At 66.0% G+C, this 19,541-nt stretch carries 14 protein-coding genes and 4 pseudogenes; 14 read left to right on the plus strand and 4 right to left on the minus strand.

Annotated elements, in window-relative coordinates:
* Nucleotides 1-96 precede the first annotated feature (96 nt).
* Entirely contained in the window at nt 97-408 is a 312-nt protein-coding gene (locus QRN67_RS28230; protein ID WP_285414563.1) for a helix-turn-helix domain-containing protein, read from the minus strand.
* A gap of 162 nt (nt 409-570) precedes the next feature.
* Here QRN67_RS28230 and QRN67_RS28235 point away from each other — a divergent pair, with 162 nt between their 5' ends.
* The 4 genes from QRN67_RS28235 to QRN67_RS28250 all read left to right on the plus strand — a co-directional run bounded on the left by QRN67_RS28235 (nt 571) and on the right by QRN67_RS28250 (nt 4,318).
* Nucleotides 571-1,134, plus strand: coding sequence for a helix-turn-helix domain-containing protein (locus QRN67_RS28235; RefSeq protein WP_285414596.1), 564 nt, complete (start codon nt 571-573; stop codon nt 1,132-1,134).
* A 265-nt stretch (nt 1,135-1,399) separates the two neighbouring features.
* Nucleotides 1,400-2,365 (plus strand): ArdC family protein, encoded by a 966-nt coding sequence (locus QRN67_RS28240; protein WP_285414564.1) that lies wholly within the window; start codon nt 1,400-1,402, stop codon nt 2,363-2,365.
* Nucleotides 2,366-2,994: 629 nt separating this feature from the next.
* Nucleotides 2,995-3,648 carry a RadC family protein gene (gene radC, locus QRN67_RS28245; protein WP_285414565.1) on the plus strand — a complete coding sequence of 218 codons (654 nt, stop codon included), beginning with the start codon at nt 2,995-2,997 and terminating at the stop codon, nt 3,646-3,648.
* A gap of 277 nt (nt 3,649-3,925) precedes the next feature.
* Nucleotides 3,926-4,318, plus strand: a complete 393-nt coding sequence (locus QRN67_RS28250) for an ATPase (RefSeq protein WP_285414566.1) — start codon at nt 3,926-3,928, stop codon at nt 4,316-4,318.
* A 497-nt stretch (nt 4,319-4,815) separates the two neighbouring features.
* Here the strand turns inward: QRN67_RS28250 and QRN67_RS28255 are convergent, their stop codons facing one another.
* Nucleotides 4,816-5,406 carry a hypothetical protein gene (locus tag QRN67_RS28255; RefSeq protein ID WP_081266186.1) on the minus strand — a complete coding sequence of 197 codons (591 nt, stop codon included), beginning with the start codon at nt 5,404-5,406 and terminating at the stop codon, nt 4,816-4,818.
* A 344-nt stretch (nt 5,407-5,750) separates the two neighbouring features.
* Between QRN67_RS28255 and QRN67_RS28260 the strand changes: the two are divergent.
* The 4 genes and pseudogenes from QRN67_RS28260 to QRN67_RS28275 all read left to right on the plus strand — a co-directional run.
* Nucleotides 5,751-6,052: pseudogene (locus tag QRN67_RS28260) on the plus strand (DUF2958 domain-containing protein); the annotation flags it as partial.
* Nucleotides 6,053-6,567: 515 nt separating this feature from the next.
* Complete coding sequence (locus QRN67_RS28265; RefSeq protein ID WP_285414597.1) at nt 6,568-7,392, plus strand: prephenate dehydratase; 825 nt, start codon at nt 6,568-6,570, stop codon at nt 7,390-7,392.
* Nucleotides 7,393-7,464: 72 nt separating this feature from the next.
* A pseudogene (locus QRN67_RS28270) lies at nt 7,465-8,082 on the plus strand (PhzF family phenazine biosynthesis protein); the annotation flags it as partial.
* 130 nt (nt 8,083-8,212) lie between these two features.
* A complete protein-coding gene (locus QRN67_RS28275) occupies nt 8,213-8,728 on the plus strand; it encodes a DUF3237 domain-containing protein (protein WP_285414567.1) in 516 nt (171 codons plus the stop codon).
* Nucleotides 8,729-9,152: 424 nt separating this feature from the next.
* Here the strand turns inward: QRN67_RS28275 and QRN67_RS28280 are convergent.
* A pseudogene (locus tag QRN67_RS28280) lies at nt 9,153-9,863 on the minus strand (ATP-binding protein).
* A 364-nt stretch (nt 9,864-10,227) separates the two neighbouring features.
* Here QRN67_RS28280 and QRN67_RS28285 point away from each other — a divergent pair.
* The 3 genes and pseudogenes from QRN67_RS28285 to QRN67_RS28295 all read left to right on the plus strand — a co-directional run.
* Complete coding sequence (locus QRN67_RS28285) at nt 10,228-10,803, plus strand: hypothetical protein (protein WP_285414569.1); 576 nt, start codon at nt 10,228-10,230, stop codon at nt 10,801-10,803.
* Between the two features lie 46 nt (nt 10,804-10,849).
* Nucleotides 10,850-11,902, plus strand: a complete 1,053-nt coding sequence (locus tag QRN67_RS28290; RefSeq protein WP_285414570.1) for a relaxase/mobilization nuclease domain-containing protein — start codon at nt 10,850-10,852, stop codon at nt 11,900-11,902.
* A gap of 600 nt (nt 11,903-12,502) precedes the next feature.
* Nucleotides 12,503-12,700: pseudogene (locus tag QRN67_RS28295) on the plus strand (IS3 family transposase); the annotation flags it as partial.
* A 163-nt stretch (nt 12,701-12,863) separates the two neighbouring features.
* Here QRN67_RS28295 and QRN67_RS28300 read toward each other — a convergent pair.
* Nucleotides 12,864-13,904, minus strand: coding sequence for a tyrosine-type recombinase/integrase (locus QRN67_RS28300; RefSeq protein WP_285414571.1), 1,041 nt, complete (start codon nt 13,902-13,904; stop codon nt 12,864-12,866).
* Nucleotides 13,905-14,623: 719 nt separating this feature from the next.
* On the opposite strand from QRN67_RS28300, the gene QRN67_RS28305 reads away from it, so the two are divergent.
* The 3 genes from QRN67_RS28305 (at nt 14,624) to QRN67_RS28315 (ending at nt 19,374) form a co-directional block, all read left to right on the plus strand.
* Nucleotides 14,624-15,973 (plus strand): dicarboxylate/amino acid:cation symporter, encoded by a 1,350-nt coding sequence (locus QRN67_RS28305; RefSeq protein ID WP_106937777.1) that lies wholly within the window; start codon nt 14,624-14,626, stop codon nt 15,971-15,973.
* A gap of 175 nt (nt 15,974-16,148) precedes the next feature.
* Nucleotides 16,149-18,005 (plus strand): sensor histidine kinase, encoded by a 1,857-nt coding sequence (locus tag QRN67_RS28310; protein ID WP_106937776.1) that lies wholly within the window; start codon nt 16,149-16,151, stop codon nt 18,003-18,005.
* Nucleotides 17,992-19,374, plus strand: a complete 1,383-nt coding sequence (locus tag QRN67_RS28315; protein ID WP_199852014.1) for a sigma-54-dependent transcriptional regulator — start codon at nt 17,992-17,994, stop codon at nt 19,372-19,374. Before QRN67_RS28310 ends, QRN67_RS28315 begins: the two co-directional genes overlap by 14 nt.
* Nucleotides 19,375-19,541 lie beyond the last annotated feature (167 nt).

The raw sequence follows: 19,541 nt of genomic DNA on the forward strand, positions 1-19,541 counted from the left end.
GGCAGGGAGGCATCCATTACATCTCCAGGTAGTCCAAGTTTTCCGCCGCACCCCCGGTGGGTCAAGACTCAACCGGCGCCCACACTTCCCTAGCTCTTAGAGTCGCGCCTTGGCCGCCAACTCGGCCACGGAAACGCCGATGCCTGCCGCGATCTGCACAACGGTCATCACGCCTGGGTTTTGCATACCTCTTTCGATGCTGCTCATGTAAGAGCGATCGATGTGACTGCGATGCGCGAGTTCTTCTTGCGAAATACCATGAGCTTTGCGCAACGTCTTGATAGCAGTGCCAAGCGCCAACAGCGCGGGGTCGAGCGCGTGTTTGGGCGAGGCAATTGGCATGGACAAAATGCTCTCGCTTCGTGTACGATTGCACCACGGACGATCTTCCACAATTTTGTTCTTCATGCATTGCGTCGCTTCAAGACCGGTTCTTGTGCGCAGAGGCGTTTCTGCTGTCGTATGACGCGTAGACAGGCCGCCTCGCCTTTACCAACGGCAAGACCCCTGCGATTGCCGGCCTCGGTCGCGCGTGTTCGGTTACGGCGGTCCGCACCTGTCGTACGTAGTCTGTCCGCCGCTCGTATTGGTGCGCAGGTGAGGGCGCTGCGCATGGCGGCGGGGCGGTCTGGCGGTCAGCTGGCACTGGTGTCGGAGATATCGGCCTCAATGCTTTCGCGCATCGAGCGCGGGTTGGTCTCGCCCTCGGTGGAAACGCTGGAGCGGCTCGCGCAGGGCTTGCAGGTGCCCGTATCGCGCTTTTTCGGGGATCAGGCCCGGCGCACGGACTTCTGCCATGTGCGGGCAGGGCAGGGGCTGGTGGTCGATCGCATCGGCGCCGTGGCGGGCTACCGGTATGAGCTGCTCGGGCACTCGCTGTCGGGCAACCTGTTCGTGGAGCCCTACCTCGTCACGTTGCTGCCGGAGGCCGGGCCGTATGTCACTTTCCAGCATCCGGGGCTCAAGTGCCTGTACTTCTTGTCAGGGGCTGTCACCTACCGCTACGGTTTGAAGGCGGTCGAGGTGAATGCGGGGGATACGCTGCTGTTCGATGCGACGGCGCTGCATGGCATCGAGGCGATCCATTCGGGGCCGGTGTCATACCTCTCGGTGGTGTCCACGCTCAGGGAGTAGAGAAGGCCGGCCATCCTTGCTCAGGGGCAGCCTTCTGACAGAGGCTCGCTGGCGGATGCCGCGTCGGGGCAGGTATGGATGGTCCAACGTTCGGTCAATTCTCGCGCCGCGGCGCGCTCTGCTGGAGGTATCTGCCATGCATGCGAGTCCTTCATTGCCATTGACGCCGGTTCCTTTTGTGCGCAAGCGGGATCTCCGGGCTGCCGCAGGTGAGGGGAGATCGGGTAGCCCGTTTCGCGGCGGTCGTCCTCGCGGGCGCGGGGATATGGATGTCCAGCGGGTCGTGACCGATCGGGTCGCCGCAGTGCTTGCTGCGGGCGAGTCCGTGTTCCGCGATCGTTGGGGGCGCGCGGCGATGCACGGGATGCCGCGCAATGGGCGGACCGGGGTGCCGTACCGTGGCATCAATGTGCTGTTGCTGCTGGAGGTTATGGCCGCACAGGGCTATACCTCCAACGTGTGGCTGACCTACCGGCAGGCCGCCGGCCTCGGCGCCCAGGTGCGCCGGGGAGAGCGGGCAGTGCTGTGCGCGCGGTTCGCGCGTAGCGGGCGTGGTGGTGGTGCGGGAGGTGGCAATCCCGCCGGGGATGTGGAAGGTCCGAAGGCGGGGAGGGCGCGGGGTGTGCTCCGGTCGCGCGGCGTGCTGCGGTGCGAGCCGTTCTGGCTCTTCAACGTCGCGCAGATCGATGGGCTGCCGCCCGAGGTTCTCGCGCGCTGCGCCGAGGAGGCGACGCTGCCGTCGTCCTTCTCGCCCGTCGAACGTGTGCTGCGCCTGCTGTGCGGCTGTGACGCGGTCATCCGCCATGGTTATGAACGCGCCGCCTACCTGCCGGTGCTCGACGAGATCCGCCTGCCGTGGCCCGCGAGCTTCGCGAGCGCGCAGGCCCACTGCGCGGCCTTGCTGCGCGCGCTGATGCACTGGAGCGGCCATGCGAGCCGGCTGGACCGCGACTTCGGACGCTGCACGGGCGAGGCGGCCTGGGTATTCGAGGAGCTGGTGGCCGAACTCGGCAGCATCTTCCTCATGGGCCACTGCGGCCTGACCGGGGCGGGCATGCAAGGGCATGCCGCCTCTTCCTGTCTCGATGCGTGGCTGCGGATGCTGCGCAGCGACCCGAGCGCCATTTTCGCAGCCGCACGCGATGCGAGCGCAGCCTTCGCGTTCATCGTTGCCAGGGAGATGCCGCAGCTAGCACCATTGGGCTCGTCCCGGCCGTTCGATCGTGGCTGAGAGGCGGTTTCGCTCATGGGCTGCCAGGGCACGGGGCCGCATCGTCGCTGCCGTATCGTGCGGCCCTTGACGGTTCTGATCGATCACCGAATGCGGCCCCAAGGGGTCGGTGCCAAGGTGGTCGAGGCGAGGGCAGAGGGCTCGCCTCGGTTCGACGCGCAGACACTGCCCGGGATCGAGGCGAGCGAGGTCCGGCCGGTGCCGTCGCGTCGATGGTGTTCACGCTGAGAGGGAGGCCCCCGAAGCGGCACCTCACAGTGGTCACGGACAAGGCTTGACGGTTCGATCGCGCGCTGCCGCTGCGCCTGGATCGCTGGGGAGGGCGCGGGGGCTGCGCCTGCGCCCCCTGGGCATCCTGTTCCTGTCGGACCTGTCTGCGGCCTGTGACGGCGCTTGCCGCGCGGCGGCGAATGGGGTCGGAGGCGGGCACCTCCGTGGCCTCTTTTTGGGTGGGGGAGGGCTTGCCTGTGAGCCCTGAGGCTACCCCCTCGTTCTCGCGTTCAAGGCCCTGCGCGCGCTTCGCGTGCTCGGCGCGTGCCGCGCGCCTGCGGCGGCCCTGAGCGCTGCGCTGCGAGGGGGTGGCGGGGTCTCGCAGGCAATCCCGCCTGTGTCATCCACAGGAGTTCGTCATGAACACATCCTCATGCCCCGTCGATCCTTCTGCGTCCGGGTCGTCGTCGCTTTCTTCCGCCTCATCGTCCGGCGTCTTCACGGCACGCGAGCTGGGCGTGCTCGACGCGCTGCGTCCGTTTCTCGGTGCCGAGGCCGAGGGGCTGTACACGGCGCAAGGCCGCTCGCTGCACAAGCTGGTCTGCTTTGCGCAGGGCTCTTCGCTGCCGGGGTGCGCGCAGCTGCTGTGCGGGCTGCGCCTGGCGCGGGAACTGCTGGCCGAGGAACTGCGCCCGGGCGAGGCGTTCCGGTCCCTGTCGGCCGTCTCGGACTACCTCAAGCTGCACTTCGCGGGACAGGCGCACGAGAGCTTCGCAGTCCTGTTCCTCGATGCGCGCCACGCCTTGCTGGCCTTCGAGGACCTGTTTCGCGGCACGCTGACCCAGACGGAGGTCTACCCGCGCGAGGTGCTCAAGCGCGCGCTGCGGCACAACGCAGCGGCCGTGATCCTGGCGCACAACCACCCTTCGGGCGCCGTGGAGCCGTCGGCTGCGGACCTGGACGTGACCGAAGCCCTGAAGGCGGCGCTGGCACTGATCGGCGTGCGCGTGCTCGACCACTTCGTGGTCGCCGGCAACCGGGCGGTCTCGATGGCCGAGCGCGGCCTCGTCTGAGCGAGACCGGGGGCGCTGGGGCGCCCCTGGGTGTGCGACATCCGGTCGGGCCGTGCGATGGACGCGTCGGTCCGTGTCGCCCCGTGCCGCACCCAGAAGCCGGAAGGGGAGGGCGGTCTTGCAGTGGCCTTCACCGTAGCACGGCGTTCTCGCCGTCAAGGGCTGCGCGCTGCGGTGCGGCGCTGGCGGCCTGGCGGCCGTCGTCGACCCCTGACTGCTGCGCTGCGCCGTGCGGTCCCAGCGGCGGGCAATTCCGCCCGAACAACCGGAGATCGTCATGAACGGAAAATCACACGTTTCGCTGGAACAGCACCTCTGCCTGGTATGCGGCCTCGGCTTCGATACCGGCGGCATCCTGTTCGACAGGCGCCTGCGCCAGAGCATGGAGCGCCACACCGTGACAGGCTGGGGCCTGTGCGACGCGCACCGCAAGCTGTTCGAGGAAGGCTTTGTCGCGCTCATCGAATGCGACCCCGAGCGCAGCGGCGTGCCGGCGGACCAGCACCACATGCGGCCCGAGCAGGCCTGGCGCACGGGGCGGCTGGCGCATCTGAAGCGCGAGGTTTTCGCGAGGGTGGCCGACATTGCGCTGGCGCCCGATGTGCCCTGCGTCTTCGTCGAGCCAGGCGTGATCGAGCGGCTGCAGGCGATGGTGGGGCCGGCGGATTGATGCCGCGCTGAAGTCTTGATGCGCCGCTTCGCCGAGCTCGAGGCGGCGCTTCCCTTCGGCGACGGTTGCAAATCACGGGCTCCGTTGCCCGACGGGCATGCACGAAAACCCAAGCAGGTGCTGGCGCATGCCCGAAGAAGGAGCGCAGAAACAAGGCGGGCCAGCCGTGCGCTGACGCGTGGGCTGGCGGTGCGTGGATGTGCTTGTTGGCTCCTTGATCGTGGCACACCGTTCTTGCCGTCAAGGTCTGTGCGCGCCTCTTGCCTCTTTCGTTGCGGCGCGCTGGCGGCCTCGTGGCCGTCGCTCGAACCCTCCGCGCTGCGGCGTGCCGGCGCCGGCCTGCAACCGGCGCTCACCCACGCGTGCAGGTCTTCGGCCACTTTGACTAGCTCGGCAACCTGGCGGCGCGACTGGCCAGCCGCGGTCTGGTCAGACGATGGGGCGGCCCCGAGAGAGGGGGCGGCAAGAACCAAAGCGGGCGCAGGTCCCGCGTGCCATCAGAGATTGGCGTTCTTCTTGGATTTGAGCGACGCGCTGCATGCATCGAAATTGTCGAACTCGTACTCCAGGTTGATCGAGTACTTGCCGGCACTCGTCGCGATCGCTTCCACGGCGATCCTCGAGACCTGATCGATGGGCGGCGTGGGCGTCCAGAACGCGACGAGCTTTCGCTCCTTCTTGGCGAGCGACATCGTCCAGTCCTTCGGTTCGTTCCAGATGCTTCCGGAGCGCAGGTAGTCGAACTTCTCGGGCGCGCCGTACTTCGAGGTCAGGGCCTCCTGCCAGGAGCGGAAATCGCGCCGGATCTCGTCACCGTATGCGCTGGATTGGGCGATCGGTGTCCACGCCGCGATGCGGCACAACCCGGTGGTGGTGCCGAAGATCAACCGGTAGCCGTCGAGGTCGGGATGACCGTTGGGAAGGCGGCTCACCGTGTAGACGCCTTGCTGCTCGGTGGGCTTGAGCTGTGCGACCTTGCCCACAGTCTCGACCGTGTCTCCTGCATTGAGCCCGAAGGGGCCGGCTGCTGCCGTCATGGCTGCCGCGGTCATGCAGATTCCGATCAGCCATCCCGCTTTTTTCTTCATTGCCTCGCTCCTGTGAATAGAGGTCGATCCTAACCGCGTGCGCTCACGCGACGGCATCCGGGGGCCGTGAGCTGCGCTTCGCGCGCTCGGCCCGCATCGGCTCGCTTCGTGGCCGCCTGAAGAAGCAGAAAAGAAACACGGCAAGAAGCAAGGCGGAAGGGGGATGGCTGGCTTGCTGTGGGCGCCTTCAGCATGGCACGTCGTTCTTGCCGTCAAGGGCTGCGCGCGCCTCTTCGTGGCGCGCTGGCGGTGCGCGGGCCGTCTTCGAACCCTGACCGCTGCGCTGCGGCGTGCCCGAGGGCGGTGCCGGGCAATCCCGCCCTCAGCCGTTCAAGGAGAACGCCATGGCTGCTTCCATCTTTCCCTTCCTCACCGACGCGCAGTTCGACCAGCTGGTGGCCAACGGCCTGACCGCGAGGGCGCAGGCGGATTTCGATCCGCTGTCCGTGGTCAAGCTGTTCACGCCCGATGCGGGCGCCACCTGGCTGCTCAGCGAGATCGACCTCGAGGATCCCGACATCGCGTTCACCCTGTGCGACCTCGGCATGGGCTTTGCGGAGCTTGGGCTGCGTGAGCCTTGCGGAGCTGGCCGGGCTTGCGCGGCATGCTGGGGCTGCCGATCGAGCAAGACCTTCGCATGGCCGCCTGCTGCGCGTGCGACGCGCCGATCGCACGGCGGTTTCTCGGCAACGGGGGGGCGGAACGAGGTCGCCTGCGCATTCATTGCAAGTGCCAGAGATGCCTGCGCTTGAAGGGGCCGCGATTCCGCTGCCGGACCGCGGGCTGTCGACGCACGGGCCAGCGCACGTCGGGACGCTGGCGCCGAATACCAGCCATCACTCCTGATCGAAGGCACACGGAAATCTCGTCGGACATTGTCATTCTGATCGGCTGCGCTCGCGCGTCCGGCTTGCGTGGGGTTTCCCGCGGCGCAATGCCGATGAGCCTGGCGCCCGGAAGAGCGGGGCATGCCGACGTGCGGCAGATGCATGCCATGCAAGCGTTGCGGGAGATGTCCCGCACCCGGATCATGGCGTCGTCCCTGATTCAGATGTGCAAGCTGCCTGGCTTCCGTTGTCCGAGGACCGCATTTTCGCTTTGCTGCCTTCTTGTCTTGCACCAACCATGAAAATTCCTTCCCAATGCGCCGCCGTGATTACCATGCTGTCCATGAGTCTCTGCACCGCCGCCGGTGTACGCACCGGCTACCTGGGGCCGGCCGGCAGCTGGACCCACCAGGCCTGTCTCGAACTCTTCGGCGATGCCGACCTGATCGCCCTCGACGGGGCCGCGCTGTTCGAGGCGATGCGCGCGAAGACCATCGAGCGCGCCTGTGTGCCTGTTACGACCTCGGTGGTCGGCGCCACACCCTACCTGGACGATGTGCTGGCGCTGGAGAACGTTCAGGTGGTGGCGGAGTACCCCAAGGTGCTCGGCTACAGCCTGCTGGCGAAGCCGGGGGCCGGCCGGGAGGACATACGCACGGTCGTTGCCCATCCTGTGGCATTGCAGGAGGTCAAACCCTGGCTGGACCAGCAGATGCCGCACGTCGAGCGCCGGCCCGCGGCCAGTGCTGGCGCCGCGGCGCAACTGGTGGCACAGGCGACGGGGTTGGACATGGCGGCGATGGGGCCGCCGAGCGCGGCGCGCATCCACGGGCTGAAGTCGGTCGCCGACGGCATCGAGGAGGGACCTCACAACACCACACGCTGGTGGGTGCTGGGGCACGCACTGCCCGCGCCGAGCGGCAACGACAAGACCAGCCTGCTGCTGACGGTCGACGAAGCCCGCTTCCAGCGTTCGCTACAGGCGCTCGCGAGGTCGGCCCGGGTGCTCGCCATTTACGAACGCCCTGGCAAGCAGTCGCTGGATGGGCACCGGTATGTGGTCGATGTCGCGGGTCATGCGTCGCAGCCGCAGATCGTCCAACTGCTGGCGAAGTACGCAGAGTTCCGGCTTCTGGGCTCCTATCCTCGAAGGTATTGAATCCTGTATGCATGCGCGTCTGTCCGGCAGGTTGAAGAAGTGCCGCTGAACTGGTCGAGGACCCTGCTGAAAGGCGGCTGGCGGGTGCGTTACTTTGCGCCTGGAGTGGAAGTGGCGTTCTGCGGGCACGCGACCATCGCGCTCGGTGCCGTCCTGGCGATGCGACTGGGCGACGCCCGCTATGCCCTCCAACTCAATGCCGCCCGGATCAGCGTCAAGGGGCGGCGCGACGGCGCACTGCGCCAGGCCGCGCTGCGACTGTTCACGCTGCACGGCGGCGACCTGGATCCACGGATCCCGCCCGCCATCGCCAATGCCGGCATCGATCACCCGGTGCTGGCGCTGCGCAGCCGCGAACGCCTCGCGGCGATGCACTACCAACTCGAGGTCGGGCGCGCGCTGATGGCGGCCGAAGGCATCGGCACCATCGACCTGATCCATGCCGAGACGCCGCGCCTGATCCATTCGCGCAATGCCTTCGCCATCGGCGGCGTGCTTGAAGACCCGGCCACCGGCGCGGCCGCCGCGGCGCTGGGCGGCTACCTGCGCAACATCGGCTGGCCGCACGCAGGCGCGATCGAGATCGTGCAGGGTGAGGACATGGGCATGCGGTCGCGCCTGCACGTCGGCATCACGCCGGAGCGGGGGGCGAGCGTGCGGGTGTCGGGTTGCGCGCACGTGATGGGCTGAAGCGCCGGCGCATCGGCGCCCGGGCTGGGCGCCCGAGTAAGTCTCGACTATTTGATTTTTTTCTATAACCATGATCGACAGTGCCCGGCGCGCTGACCCCGCGTGGCGCCGGCTTCCGGGAGACCGCCGGATGACGCCTTCGCCCACCACTTCCTTCGCGCCCGCCGGGTCACGCCGCCAGCTGATGCTGGCCGGCCTGGCCGCCGCGGTGTCCGGCTCGGCCGTTGCCGCCACCGCGGCCGACGCACCCTCGGCCGCCGTCACGCCCACCAGCGCCCGCATCCCGGTCGTGCTGACGCGCACTGAGTTCGTCTACGAGTCGATCGTCGACCTGTCGCCTTCGCTGCCGCTGGGCGCATCGCCCTTCGGCGAGCGCTTCATGGTGCCGATCATCGGTGGCAGCTTCGAGGGGCCTGGCCTGCGCGGCAAGGTGATGGCCGGCGGCGCCGACCGCCAGTTGCTGCGCCACGACGGCGCCAAGAACCTGGATGCGATCTACGAGCTGAAGACCGAGGACGGCGTGATCATCTCGGTGCGCAACACCGTGCTTTCGCGCTCGCCCAAGGACGGCCCGCGCCACGTGTTCTCGACCCTGCAAATCACCGCGCCCGAGGGCAAGTACGGCTGGCTGAACGACTTCGTCTAGGTCGGCACACTCAATTCGCTGCGGCCGGAGCGCGAGGCGGTGGTGATCCGGGTCTACAAGGTCGTCTAGCTTGTTCAAGCGGGAGCGCCGCGCTCGAACGGCCCCAACTGTTGGCGGCGGCGTAGATCCGCTTCAATTCGGCGGCGAGGCGGCGGGTTTGCCGGCCGCGTGAGTCGCAAACGCTGAGGGCCCGTGAGAGGCCCGCGTTGCATTGGAGGAGTCGCGGTAGCTCAGAACGGTTCGTCCGGATCGAAGGACGGCTCAGGCGGGTGCTGCACAAGCTGTTCCCGCCAGGCCTGCTGCGCGGCCGATCCAGACATCGACCACAACTGCTCGCGCAGCACATGCAGACACGCGAAGACGGCCAGGGCCTACTGCGGCGTCCAGTGCGTGCGTAGTGGCGGTGGTGCGGCGCCTGGCGAGCTCACGACTTGCTCCTGCCAGACTTGCCCGAGCGCTGCCCGGCGCGCGCGGCGAGCCGCTCCTGAGCTTCCTTGGCGCAATAGGACTCGCCCTCGATACGCATGACCGCGACGCGGTGCATGAGGCGGTCCACGAGCGAGACGACGCGCGCCGCGTTGGGGAAGACCTCGCCCCAGTCTGCGAACGCCTTTTTCATTGTCACCACGGTACTCTTGTGCTGATAGCGGCGGCTCACGAACTCGAAAAGCAAGTCGGCGTGACGGTTCGAGCAGGACAGGTAGCCGACCTCGTCGATGAGCAGTACGTCGGGCGCGGCGTAGCGGCGCAGCTTGCTGCGCAGGGCCGAGTCGCTGTCCGGGGCGGCGAGGTCTCCCAGCAACTGCCCGGCGATGACGAACAGCGCCGTTTGACTGGAGAGTATGGCCTGGCAGCCCAGGTTGCAGGCGCACATCTTCTTGCCCACGCCGTGGGTGGCGTCGGCGAGGAACTGCAGCGTCATGAGTTCCTCGATGACCGAGCGATCGACCTGCGTGGGCCAGCTGCAGTCGAAGTCTGCGATGAGCTTGAACTGCGTGATATGCGTATCGCGCAGGCGCCGCTCGAGGCTTCACCGGACGCGCTCCTGGGCCTGCCAGCCCAGCCACTGCGCTACGCGCCGTGCGGCATCGGCCTCAAGGTGCTGGATGCCGTGAAGGAGGTCAGCGACATCGATGCCGCGCAGGCCATGGCTAGCCTTAAGCTCAGCCGAGCTCTTGGTGCACTGCGCCGTCAGCTTGGAAGGCTCGCGCTGGCTGCCCGCACCGCTGCACGTGATCTCGGAGTCGACGCCAGATGAGGCGTCGTAGTCGATGTTCGGCGCGCCGAACATCGAGACGCTTTCGGCCTGGCGACAGGGGGGAGAGGCGGCAGCGGTGACGGCGGGCGCGCCCTGGTTGAAACGGGGCGGGGGCGCGCCTCCCTGCACTGCCGTGAGGGGGCGGTGAAGGTCGTGGGCACGCGTGCTGAGCGAGGTTCTTGTGCGGTGATGAGGGCAGGATAGACTGCCGTCAGACGTTGTTAACAGCCATGGCGTTGCGATGACCAAGCCCTCTCGATCAAGCGTGATTGGTGTCCGGGTGCAGCCTGAAGCGAGGGCGCGGTTCGCCGCGCTGGCCGCGCGCCATGAACTCAGCGAGGCAGGGCTGCTCGCCGCGATGATCAACGAAGTGGTGAAGACCAACGACCCGGTGACATGCGGGTCAGCCACGCGGTCGCTCACCCCCGTTTCGATCGCCCCTGACCCTCTCGAAGATCGCGTCACACTGCGGCTTCGCGAGGGTGATCGAAGGTTGGCAGCAGAGCGAGCCGCTGCCCGTCGAATGAAGACCGGCACCTACTTGGCCATGCTAATCCACAACCATGTCCGTGGTCCGGCGGTATTGCCCCCGAAGGAACTAGACCAGATCAGGGTGACTTGTGCACAACTGGCCGCGCTCGGACGGCTGCTTCGGATGTTCGGCATGTCGAACAGCTCGGCGGCGGCAACGTCCGAACTGATCGACGTGATCACACTGGTCCGGAAAGAAGTCGAGATGGCATGTGAAGTTACGGCTGCTGTTGTGCGCTGGAACCTTGTCAGCTGGGAGACCGGCAGCGAGATGGGTCATGCCTAAGCAGACGGTCCGGCTTGGGCGCAGCAATTGCGGGCCGGCTCGTGCAATGAGCGACATGGCGCTCGATATCGTGAGCTATGGCCGGCGAGGGCCGGGGGGCAACTTGCGCTTTGGCGTCGACCAGATTGCACAAATCAAGCGCACTGTGACCCGCACACCTGAGGTGATGGTGAAGGTTTCTGGTGGTGGACGAGATGTGGCCGGGGTCGGCGCGCATCTGGGCTACATTGGCCGGCACGGCAAGCTGCCGATTGAAATCGATGACGGACTGACGCTCCAGGGTCGAGGCGCGGTCCAGGAGATCGCGTCGGACTGGCAACTGGACCTTTGCAGGAGCCAGTACAAGCCCAAGTCGACCAGAGATCGGAAAGACCCGCGTGCGAAGTTGGTCCACAACATCGTGTTGTCGATGCCGGCTGGCACGCCGGCGGAAAAGGTTCTGGCCGCATCGCGCCTGTTCGCGCGCGAGAACTTCGCGCTGCAATACCGCTATGCCATGGTGCTGCACACCGATCAGCCGCACCCGCACGTCCACCTGGTGGTCAAGTGCGAGCATGAGTTCGAGCTCGGCAAGCGTCTCTATATCCGCAAGGACACGTTGCGGCGATGGCGAGAGCAGTTTGCCGCCCTGATGCGCGAGCAGGGCGTGGCAGCCAATGCGACGCCGCGACAGATTCGGGGGCAGATTCGCAAGCCGTTCAGAGACGCGATGCTTCACCGATTGCGGGCGCTTCGAACGTTTGAGCAGTTGCCGAGCGGCGAACGGGCGGCTCGCAAACCGCCGAAGACTTCAGTCTTTATGCTCCTGAAGCTGAAAGGCGTGCTTCAGGCCCTACGCTCAAGACGCAGTGTCTTGGACATTGGCAAGGATGTGATGCAACGTACACGAGGAGCCGTGGTCGCAGATTGGCTTGCCACGGCAGAGGTGCTTCGAAGGCAAGGGCAGGGCGATCTGGCGGACCGTGTTGATCGCTTCATCGCGCGTATGCCGGTCGTAGAGACCGATGCGCGGCGAATGGCCGATCGCTGGAGCGAGCAGGTCAGAAGCCAAGCTTCGGAGCGCACGAGTACCAGATCAGCGGACGAGCAGGCCCGGTAAGCCCGTGAGCGACGGCTGCCGCCAAGGCCTCGGCGTGAGCTGTCGCCGATGGCGGTGTATTCTGCGATTCTTTCCCGAATGAATGCAAGCCTCGGCTGTCAAGTGACGAAAGCTGAGCAGGCATCTGTTGCTGCGGCTGGCGTCCTTTTTGTTCATGGCAAGGGGAGTAGCTTTAACAGTGGGCGGGCGCCATGAGCTTCCTGTTCGATGTGAGACGGGAGCTTCTGCGTCGGACAGGCGAAATGGATGTCCGGAGCGCGAATGCGAAAGTCACGTGGAGAAATGGGTTGTTGAGAGCTATCGCTGCTGCGGTTGAGGTACTTCACACCCGCTGCTGTACCACTGCGAGCAGCGAGAGGTGTGCCGGATAGAAGGCGTAGAAGACCCAGCGGCTGCGGGGGAGCATACGAAGATCGGATTCGATCCGTTGAGCTCTACATCAAGCTTGGCAAACGCGTCAGACCCACTATCCGTCAGTTGGGTTATCCAACAAAGAATTCTCTGAAGGGCTGGTACAACGAAGACCAGCAGAAGCTCGACTTGCCGACGGGCTTTACGGGCCGAGCAGCCAAGTTCTCGAAGCAACAGAGGGCGGCAGCTAACGCAGCTTGCGAAGGCCTCTTCGGACGGCTGAAGAATGAGCTGTTCTATCCTCGAGACTGGAAGAACGCCACCATTGAGCACTTCATCGAGGTGGTCGACTCGTACATCCGCTGGTACAACGAGAAGTAGATCAAGATCTCCCTTGGCTCTCTCAGCCCTATCGAGTACCGGGTGAGCCTTAGACTTGCGGCATAAAACCAGTCCAAGTTTTTATCCGCACCCCCCGTGGGTCAGGATTGCATGGAAATCAACAAGCAATGCCCAAGCGACCCTCCGCGAGTCGGTGAGCGGACGGTTACTACGGGCCCATTCGATCTGCGGGCGGAATCGCGACTTGGCGCACCTCACAAACCTCTACTCAGACCACCTCGACCAAGGCCGGTAGCACCCGTTCGTAGCGCCTCATCTTCCCCGGCTCGATGCCCAGCCATCGGGCTACCTCCTCCGGCGATGTTCCTCGTCGCAATTGCCTAAGGGCAAAGGTGTGCCGCAGGCGGAACGATCCGCCTTCTCGAGAGCTCACGCCGGCGTCTTCGAGCACTTGTCTCGCGCGCTCGTACTGAGAGGGCTTTTGCCATTGCTTGCCGCTGCGCGTGGACGGGAACAGGTATTGTCCCGTTACACCTGACTCTGCTCGCACAGTCAGCCAGTGCCGCAGCAGCTCCGCAGCCCAGGGCGCCACCGGCGTTTCGCGCGCCGGTGAATTGCCGTTTCCAGGCACATGAAGCTTCCACGGTCGCTCGCGTGCGTTGCCGCCTTGCGTGAGAGGCGAGGCGAGCGTCAACGCCCGCACGTCGCCCGGCGTGAGCCCGGCGCCGAGCTGCAAAGCCACGGACACGCGGTTGCGGACTTCCTGCCAGGGCAGCGCTGGCTGAGTTTCTCGCACAGTGCCGGGCCGTGGTCGGGCGGCCGAAAGAAAGGCGATGAGCTGCCCGGCTTCGCTCGGCGAGAGGTACTCCGGCAGCGGATCGGCATGCGAGGCATCTGCATAGCGGACCTCGGGATTGGCCGCCAGCCAGTTTGCCGCAGCCGTGTTGACCTTGGTATCGGTTCTCGCTGCATGGTGGCGGAGCACCCTGTCGATCAGTCGTATCAGCCGCAGTGCATAGCGGGGGGTGAGCGACTGATCCGAGGTCTTGCGACCGAAGCGTGCTGCTTGGAATGCCTGCAGGTCAGCCAGATCCAGGCTGGACAGGCTCACCACAGGGGACTGTCCCAGGCACCAGGCCACAAAGGCTTGCCACATGTCTTGGTAGACGGAAACCGAGCCTTCCTGACGCAGCAGGCCCGAGTCGCGCTGGTCGGAGAGCCAAGCCTCGAAAGCTTCCCCGAAGGCAGTCACGTTTCCTGAAGGGTGGGGAGCGTCGGCACGGCGAGGAGGTGGTGGGGCGGCGGCCATGGTTCAGGATGATAAACATACTAACGGCATGCATCAATATGGGAGTTGCGCGACTTGCTTTCGGAAAACTGGTTTGGTTTGCGGCCAATGCCGTTAGTCTTTTTTTAACTGACTCTATTCAGGGCTTTCGCGGCAGACGAAAGATGGGGCCAAGCGGCGAGGGGAGAGGTTAGGTGCAACTCCAAGACCGCGCTTGTGCTCGACAGGGAACAGCAGTGTCAGTGCCGCTTCGGACAGGCCGCATTCCTGGACGACGACTTCGGCCAAGCTTCTCGAGGTCCGGCAGCTCTCCTTCAGCGCGGCGGCCATCAGCCGCGCTCAAAGGTCGTCGGGGATCTCATCCATACCGAGCGTTCGCTGCGACCAGGATGCAACCCTAGGGTTTGTACTCATCCGTTGATCCGGACGGCCGGACGGCTCGTCACCGCTTCATCCGGGATGTCGGCGCGACAGCGCTCCTTCGTCTGCAGGAGCCCTCGAAAAATCAACGACTTAGCGCATTTCTGCGTGCGCCGGGGCCGTGGCATGTCGATTGCTGAGGGACAAGGCCCGCCGCATGTCCGATGCGAGTCGCGGCCATGACACAGGAGACAGGCCGATGAGCCACATGGGCGAGCTCGTCCCCACGGGCGAGATGTACGGCACCACTGTGCCGTCGCCGACCTTGCCACGCCATGCCTCGCCCCTGCCGGCCCCCGACAATTTCTAGGAGACCCTCCGTGGACAACCAATCCCAATCCGCACCCAAACCCTTCTACAAGTCCCTGTACTTCCAGGTCATCACCGCGATCGTGCTCGGTGTGCTTCTGGGGCATTTCTACCCGGACACCGGCGCGTCGATGAAGCCGCTGGGCGACGGCTTCATCAAGCTCATCAAGATGATCATCGCGCCGATCATCTTCTGCACGGTGGTGGTCGGCATCGCCGGCATGGAGGACATGAAGAAGGTCGGCAAGACCGGCGGCCTGGCGCTGCTTTACTTTGAGATCGTCTCCAGCATCGCGCTGGTGGTGGGCCTGGTCATCATCAACATCGTGCGGCCCGGTGCGGGCATGAACGTGGACGTGAGCCAGCTCGACACCAAGAGCATCGCGGCCTACACGGGCCCTGGAAAGATGCAGAGCACCACCGATTTCATCCTGAACATCATCCCCAACACGCTGGTCGACGCCTTCGCCAAGGGCGAGATCCTGCAGGTTCTGCTGATTGCCGTGCTGTTCGGCTTTGCGCTGCACCGCTTCGGCGGGCGCGGCACGCTGGTGTTCGACGTGATCGAGAAGGGCTCGCACGTGCTCTTCGTGATCGTGGGCTACATCATGAAGGTCGCGCCCATCGGCGCCTTTGGCGCGATGGCCTTCACCATCGGCAAGTACGGCGTGAGCTCACTGCTGCAACTGGGCCAGCTGATGGCCACTTTCTACGCGACCTGTCTGCTGTTCATTTTCGTGGTGCTCGGGGGCATCGCCAGGGCCCATGGGTTCAGCATCTGGAAGTTCATCAAGTACATCAAGGAAGAACTGCTGATCGTGCTGGGCACGTCGTCCAGCGAATCGGTGCTGCCGCGCATGATGGCCAAGCTCGAGAATCTGGGCGCGAAGAAGTCTGTGGTCGGCCTGGTGGTGCCCACGGGCTACTCGTTCAACCTCGACGGCACGTCGATCTACCTGACGATGGCGGCTGTATTCATCGCGCAGGCCACCAACACCGACATGACGCTCACGCAGCAGCTCACGCTGCTGGCGGTGCTGCTGCTCACATCGAAGGGGGCCGCAGGCGTCACGGGCAGCGGCTTCATCGTGCTGGCAGCCACGCTGTCGGCTGTGGGCCACGTACCGGTGGCGGGGCTCGCGCTCATCCTGGGCATCGACCGCTTCATGTCGGAAGCCCGTGCGCTCACCAACTTGATCGGCAACGGCGTGGCCACCATCGTGGTCGCCAAGTGGACCGGCGACCTCGACACAGTGCGCATGCACCAGCACCTGAACCAGGAAAGTCCGCTGGAAGCCGACGAGCCCGAGCGCGTGCTCGACGCCACCGAGGCACACATGCCCGCCGGCTCGGTGCGCTGAGCGCCGTCGCTGTCTCGCAAGCGGCGAGGCGGCGCGCGACAGCAAGATCAGGCGGCCGTCCGCCCCGATACTCGGTGGTATGCGGTCCGCGGCCCACCTCATCTTTCACTTACTGCCCGCCCGTCACCGGGCAGGCACCGATGCGCGCCCCACGGCCTTGTGCAATAACGCTTCCTTGACTTCAAGGGAGCCGGCCCGGCGCTTCGATTTGCCTTTCGACGATTCCAGACGATGGCGCGGCCTGGCGCGCTGGTGCGGCGCGCTGGCGCTGGTGGCAATGGCCGCCTTCGCGGGCCACCAGTTCGCCATGCAGGCCGGCCTGGCGCGGCTGCGCGAAGCTGCGGACCATCGCCTCGACATGCTCGCGACGGGCCTGGACGCCGACCTGGCCCGCTTCGAGTACCTGCCTGCGCTACTGGAGATGACCCCGATCGTCCCCGCGCTGCTCGAAACGCCGTCAGACACACACCTGCGCGACGCGGTCAACCGCTACCTCGACGGCGTCAACGCCACCGCGGGCGCCGAGATGCTCTACGTGCTCGACCGCTCCGGCATCTCGCAGGCGGCGTCCGACTGGAACAGGCCCGGTACCACCCTGGGACAGGACCTGTCGTTCCGACCCTACGTGATCGACGCGCTGAGCCAGGGGCGAGGCCGCTTCTATGGCGTGGGCATCACCAGCAACCGGCCAGGCTACTACCTGTCGTACGCGCTTCGGCGTGGCCAGCCCACGCGTGGCGTGGTGGCCGTCAAGGTCAACCTCGAGGAGGCCGAGCGCGCCTGGCGCAAGCTGCCGGGCGACGTGGCGCTGATCGACCAGCGCGGCGTGGTGATCCTCTCCACGCGCAAAGACCTCAAATTCCGTCCACTGCTGCCGCTCGACGCCCTGCAACGCGCCGAGGTCTTGCGCTCGCGTCCCTACGGCAACGCCACGTTGCAGCCACTGCAGTGGACGCAGAAGCAGGCGCTGGACCGCAACGTCCAGGTGATCGCGCTGGACGGTACCGATCAGCTCGCCTCGGCTAGGCCTCTGCGAGATGCCCCCTGGCAACTGATGGTGCTCGACAATCTGGCGCCGGTGCGGGTGGCGGCGCGCAACACGGCCATCACCGCGAGCCTGGCCATGGCGGTGCTGTTGCTGGTGGCCGTCGCGCTCTTGCAGCGCCGACGCGCGGTGCACCAGAAGCTCGCCAACCAGGCGGCGCTGCAGGCGGCGCATGACACGCTCGAATCGACCGTGGTGGCTCGAACCGCGCAGCTGCGCGCGGCCCAGGGCGAACTGGTGCATGCGGGCAAGTTGGCCGCTTTGGGCCAGATGTCGGTCGGCGTGGCGCACGAACTCAACCAGCCACTCACGGCCATGCGCACTCTCTCCGAGAGCGCCGGCATCCTGCTCGACAGGAATCGGTTAGACGACGTGCGCGGCAACCTGCAGCGCATCTGCGGCATGGTCGACCGGCTCGCGCGCCTGACCTCGCAATTGAAGACATTCGCGCACCGCAGCGACCTGCCATTGGTGCCGCTGCCGTTGTCGCAGGCCATAGCCGATGCACAGGCGATGGTGGCCGAGGCCGCGAGGAAGCACCGCATCGGCATCGAGGTCGATGTGCAGCCCGCCACGCTGAGCGTCATGGCCGAGGAGGCGGCGCTGGGCAGCGTGCTGGCCAACCTGATGCGCAATGCCGTCGACGCCATGCAGGAGGCGCCCGTGCGCACACTCAGGCTCGCAGCGCGGCTGGAGGAGGGCCGTGTGATCCTTCGTGTGAGCGATACCGGCACCGGCATCCATCCCGACATCCTGCCGCGGCTGTTCGAACCTTTTGTCACCAGCAAGCCGGCGGGTGCCGGTCTGGGCCTGGGCCTCGTGATCTCGGCACAATTGGTGCGCGCGATGGACGGCACGCTGCGCGCAGCCAACCTGCCGCAGGGCGGTGCCTGCTTCGTGGTCGACTTGCCTGCTGCCATTGCCGTGATCCACAACCCGCCCGGTTCCTTTCCTTCCAATTCCCTTGATTCCAATGCACAGGAGTGATGCCCAAGTGAGCGACAACCCTGCCATCCGTGTGCTGCTGGTGGAGGACGACGAAGACGTCCGCCTGAGCACGGCCCAGGTGCTGGCCCTGGCGGGCTTCGAGGTCGAAGCCTTCGCCAGTGTCGAGCGCGCCCGGGCGCACATCAGTTTCGGCGTTCCGGCGATCGTGATCAGCGACGTGCGCCTGCCGGGCATGAGCGGCACCGAATGGCTGAACGAACTGCACACGGCCGACGCGGAGCTTCCAGTCATCCTGGTCACGGGGCACGGACACATCGCAATGGCTGTGCAGGCGATGCGAGAGGGTGCCTACGACTTCATCGAGAAACCCTTCAGCTCCGAGCGACTGGTGGCCATCGTGCGCCACGCCATCGAACGACGCGAGCTCACGCTGCAGGTGCGCAAGCTGCGCGACGCGCTGGACAACTGGAACGGCATCCAGTCGGTGCTGCTCGGCCGCTCGGCCCAGATGCAGCACGTGCGCCGCACCGTGATGACGCTGGCCGAGACCTCGGCCGACGTGCTGGTCTACGGCGAAACCGGCACCGGCAAGGAACTCGTCGCCCAATGCCTGCATGCGCACAGCGAGCGCCGCCGCCAGCATTTCGTGCCCCTCAACTGCGGCGGCCTGCCGGAGGCACTGGCCGAGAGCGAGCTGTTCGGCCACGAAGCCGGCGCCTTCACCAGCGCCAACCGCGCGCGGGTGGGCAAGTTCGAATACGCCAACGGCGGCACGCTGTTCCTCGACGAGATCGAGAGCATGCCGATGCCGGTGCAGATCAAGCTGCTTCGCGCGCTTCAGGAGCGCAGCATCGAGCGCATCGGCTCCAACAAGGCCATTCCCTTCGACTGCCGCGTGGTGGCCGCGAGCAAGGAGGACCTGAAGGAAATGAGCGACCGCCAGAAATTCCGGGCCGACCTGTACTACCGGCTCGGCGTGGCCTTCATCGAACTGCCGCCGCTGCGCGAGAGGCGCGAAGATATTCCGCTGCTGTTCGAGCACTTCACGCTGCTGGCCGCGAACCGCTACGAGCGCCCGGCGCCAGCGCTGACCAACGCGCAGTTGGCCGACCTGATGGCCTATGCGTGGCCAGGCAACGTACGCGAACTGCGCAACGTGGCGGACCGCTTCGTGCTGGGCCTGCTCGGCGAGCGCCTCACGCAGACGCGCGCCAGCGGCGACGGCCTGCCGGCATTGCCGCGTGCGCTGCCGCAGCAAGTCGAGGCTTTCGAGCGCGCGGTGATCGTCGAGGCGCTGCGCAAGCACAAGGGCGACCAGCCCGCCACGGCCGCCGCGCTGGCCATCGCGCGGCAGACGCTGCACGACAAGCTGCGCAAGTTCGACATCCTGGCGGACGATTTCAAGTAGCGCCTTGGTTCGGTCGTGGCTCTGCGGGTCAGGACCGTCGGGGTTGCATTTGCTGGCGAGTTCGCGGCTCATGCACTCTCCGCATGCTGCTGACGGCTGCCAAGGCGCCAAGCGAATGGCCAGCACGCTCGACGATCTTCTTGCGCACCAGCCGCCAGGCGCTTCCG

The organism is Variovorax sp. efr-133-TYG-130, assembly GCF_030208835.1.
Classification (GTDB): domain Bacteria; phylum Pseudomonadota; class Gammaproteobacteria; order Burkholderiales; family Burkholderiaceae_C; genus Variovorax.

Bases quoted from the DNA above. Each gene is read 5' to 3' on its own strand.
- QRN67_RS28300 (WP_285414571.1), bottom strand. From the start codon at position 13,904: ATGGCCGCCGCCCCACCACCTCCTCGCCGTGCCGACGCTCCCCACCCT.
- QRN67_RS28240 (WP_285414564.1), top strand. From the start codon at position 1,400: ATGGATGTCCAGCGGGTCGTGACCGATCGGGTCGCCGCAGTGCTTGCT.
- QRN67_RS28315 (WP_199852014.1), top strand. From the start codon at position 17,992: ATGCACAGGAGTGATGCCCAAGTGAGCGACAACCCTGCCATCCGTGTG.
- radC (WP_285414565.1), top strand. From the start codon at position 2,995: ATGAACACATCCTCATGCCCCGTCGATCCTTCTGCGTCCGGGTCGTCG.
- QRN67_RS28230 (WP_285414563.1), bottom strand. From the start codon at position 408: ATGAAGAACAAAATTGTGGAAGATCGTCCGTGGTGCAATCGTACACGA.
- QRN67_RS28285 (WP_285414569.1), top strand. From the start codon at position 10,228: ATGACCAAGCCCTCTCGATCAAGCGTGATTGGTGTCCGGGTGCAGCCT.
- QRN67_RS28250 (WP_285414566.1), top strand. From the start codon at position 3,926: ATGAACGGAAAATCACACGTTTCGCTGGAACAGCACCTCTGCCTGGTA.
- QRN67_RS28290 (WP_285414570.1), top strand. From the start codon at position 10,850: ATGAGCGACATGGCGCTCGATATCGTGAGCTATGGCCGGCGAGGGCCG.
- QRN67_RS28275 (WP_285414567.1), top strand. From the start codon at position 8,213: ATGACGCCTTCGCCCACCACTTCCTTCGCGCCCGCCGGGTCACGCCGC.
- QRN67_RS28255 (WP_081266186.1), bottom strand. From the start codon at position 5,406: ATGAAGAAAAAAGCGGGATGGCTGATCGGAATCTGCATGACCGCGGCA.
- QRN67_RS28265 (WP_285414597.1), top strand. From the start codon at position 6,568: ATGCTGTCCATGAGTCTCTGCACCGCCGCCGGTGTACGCACCGGCTAC.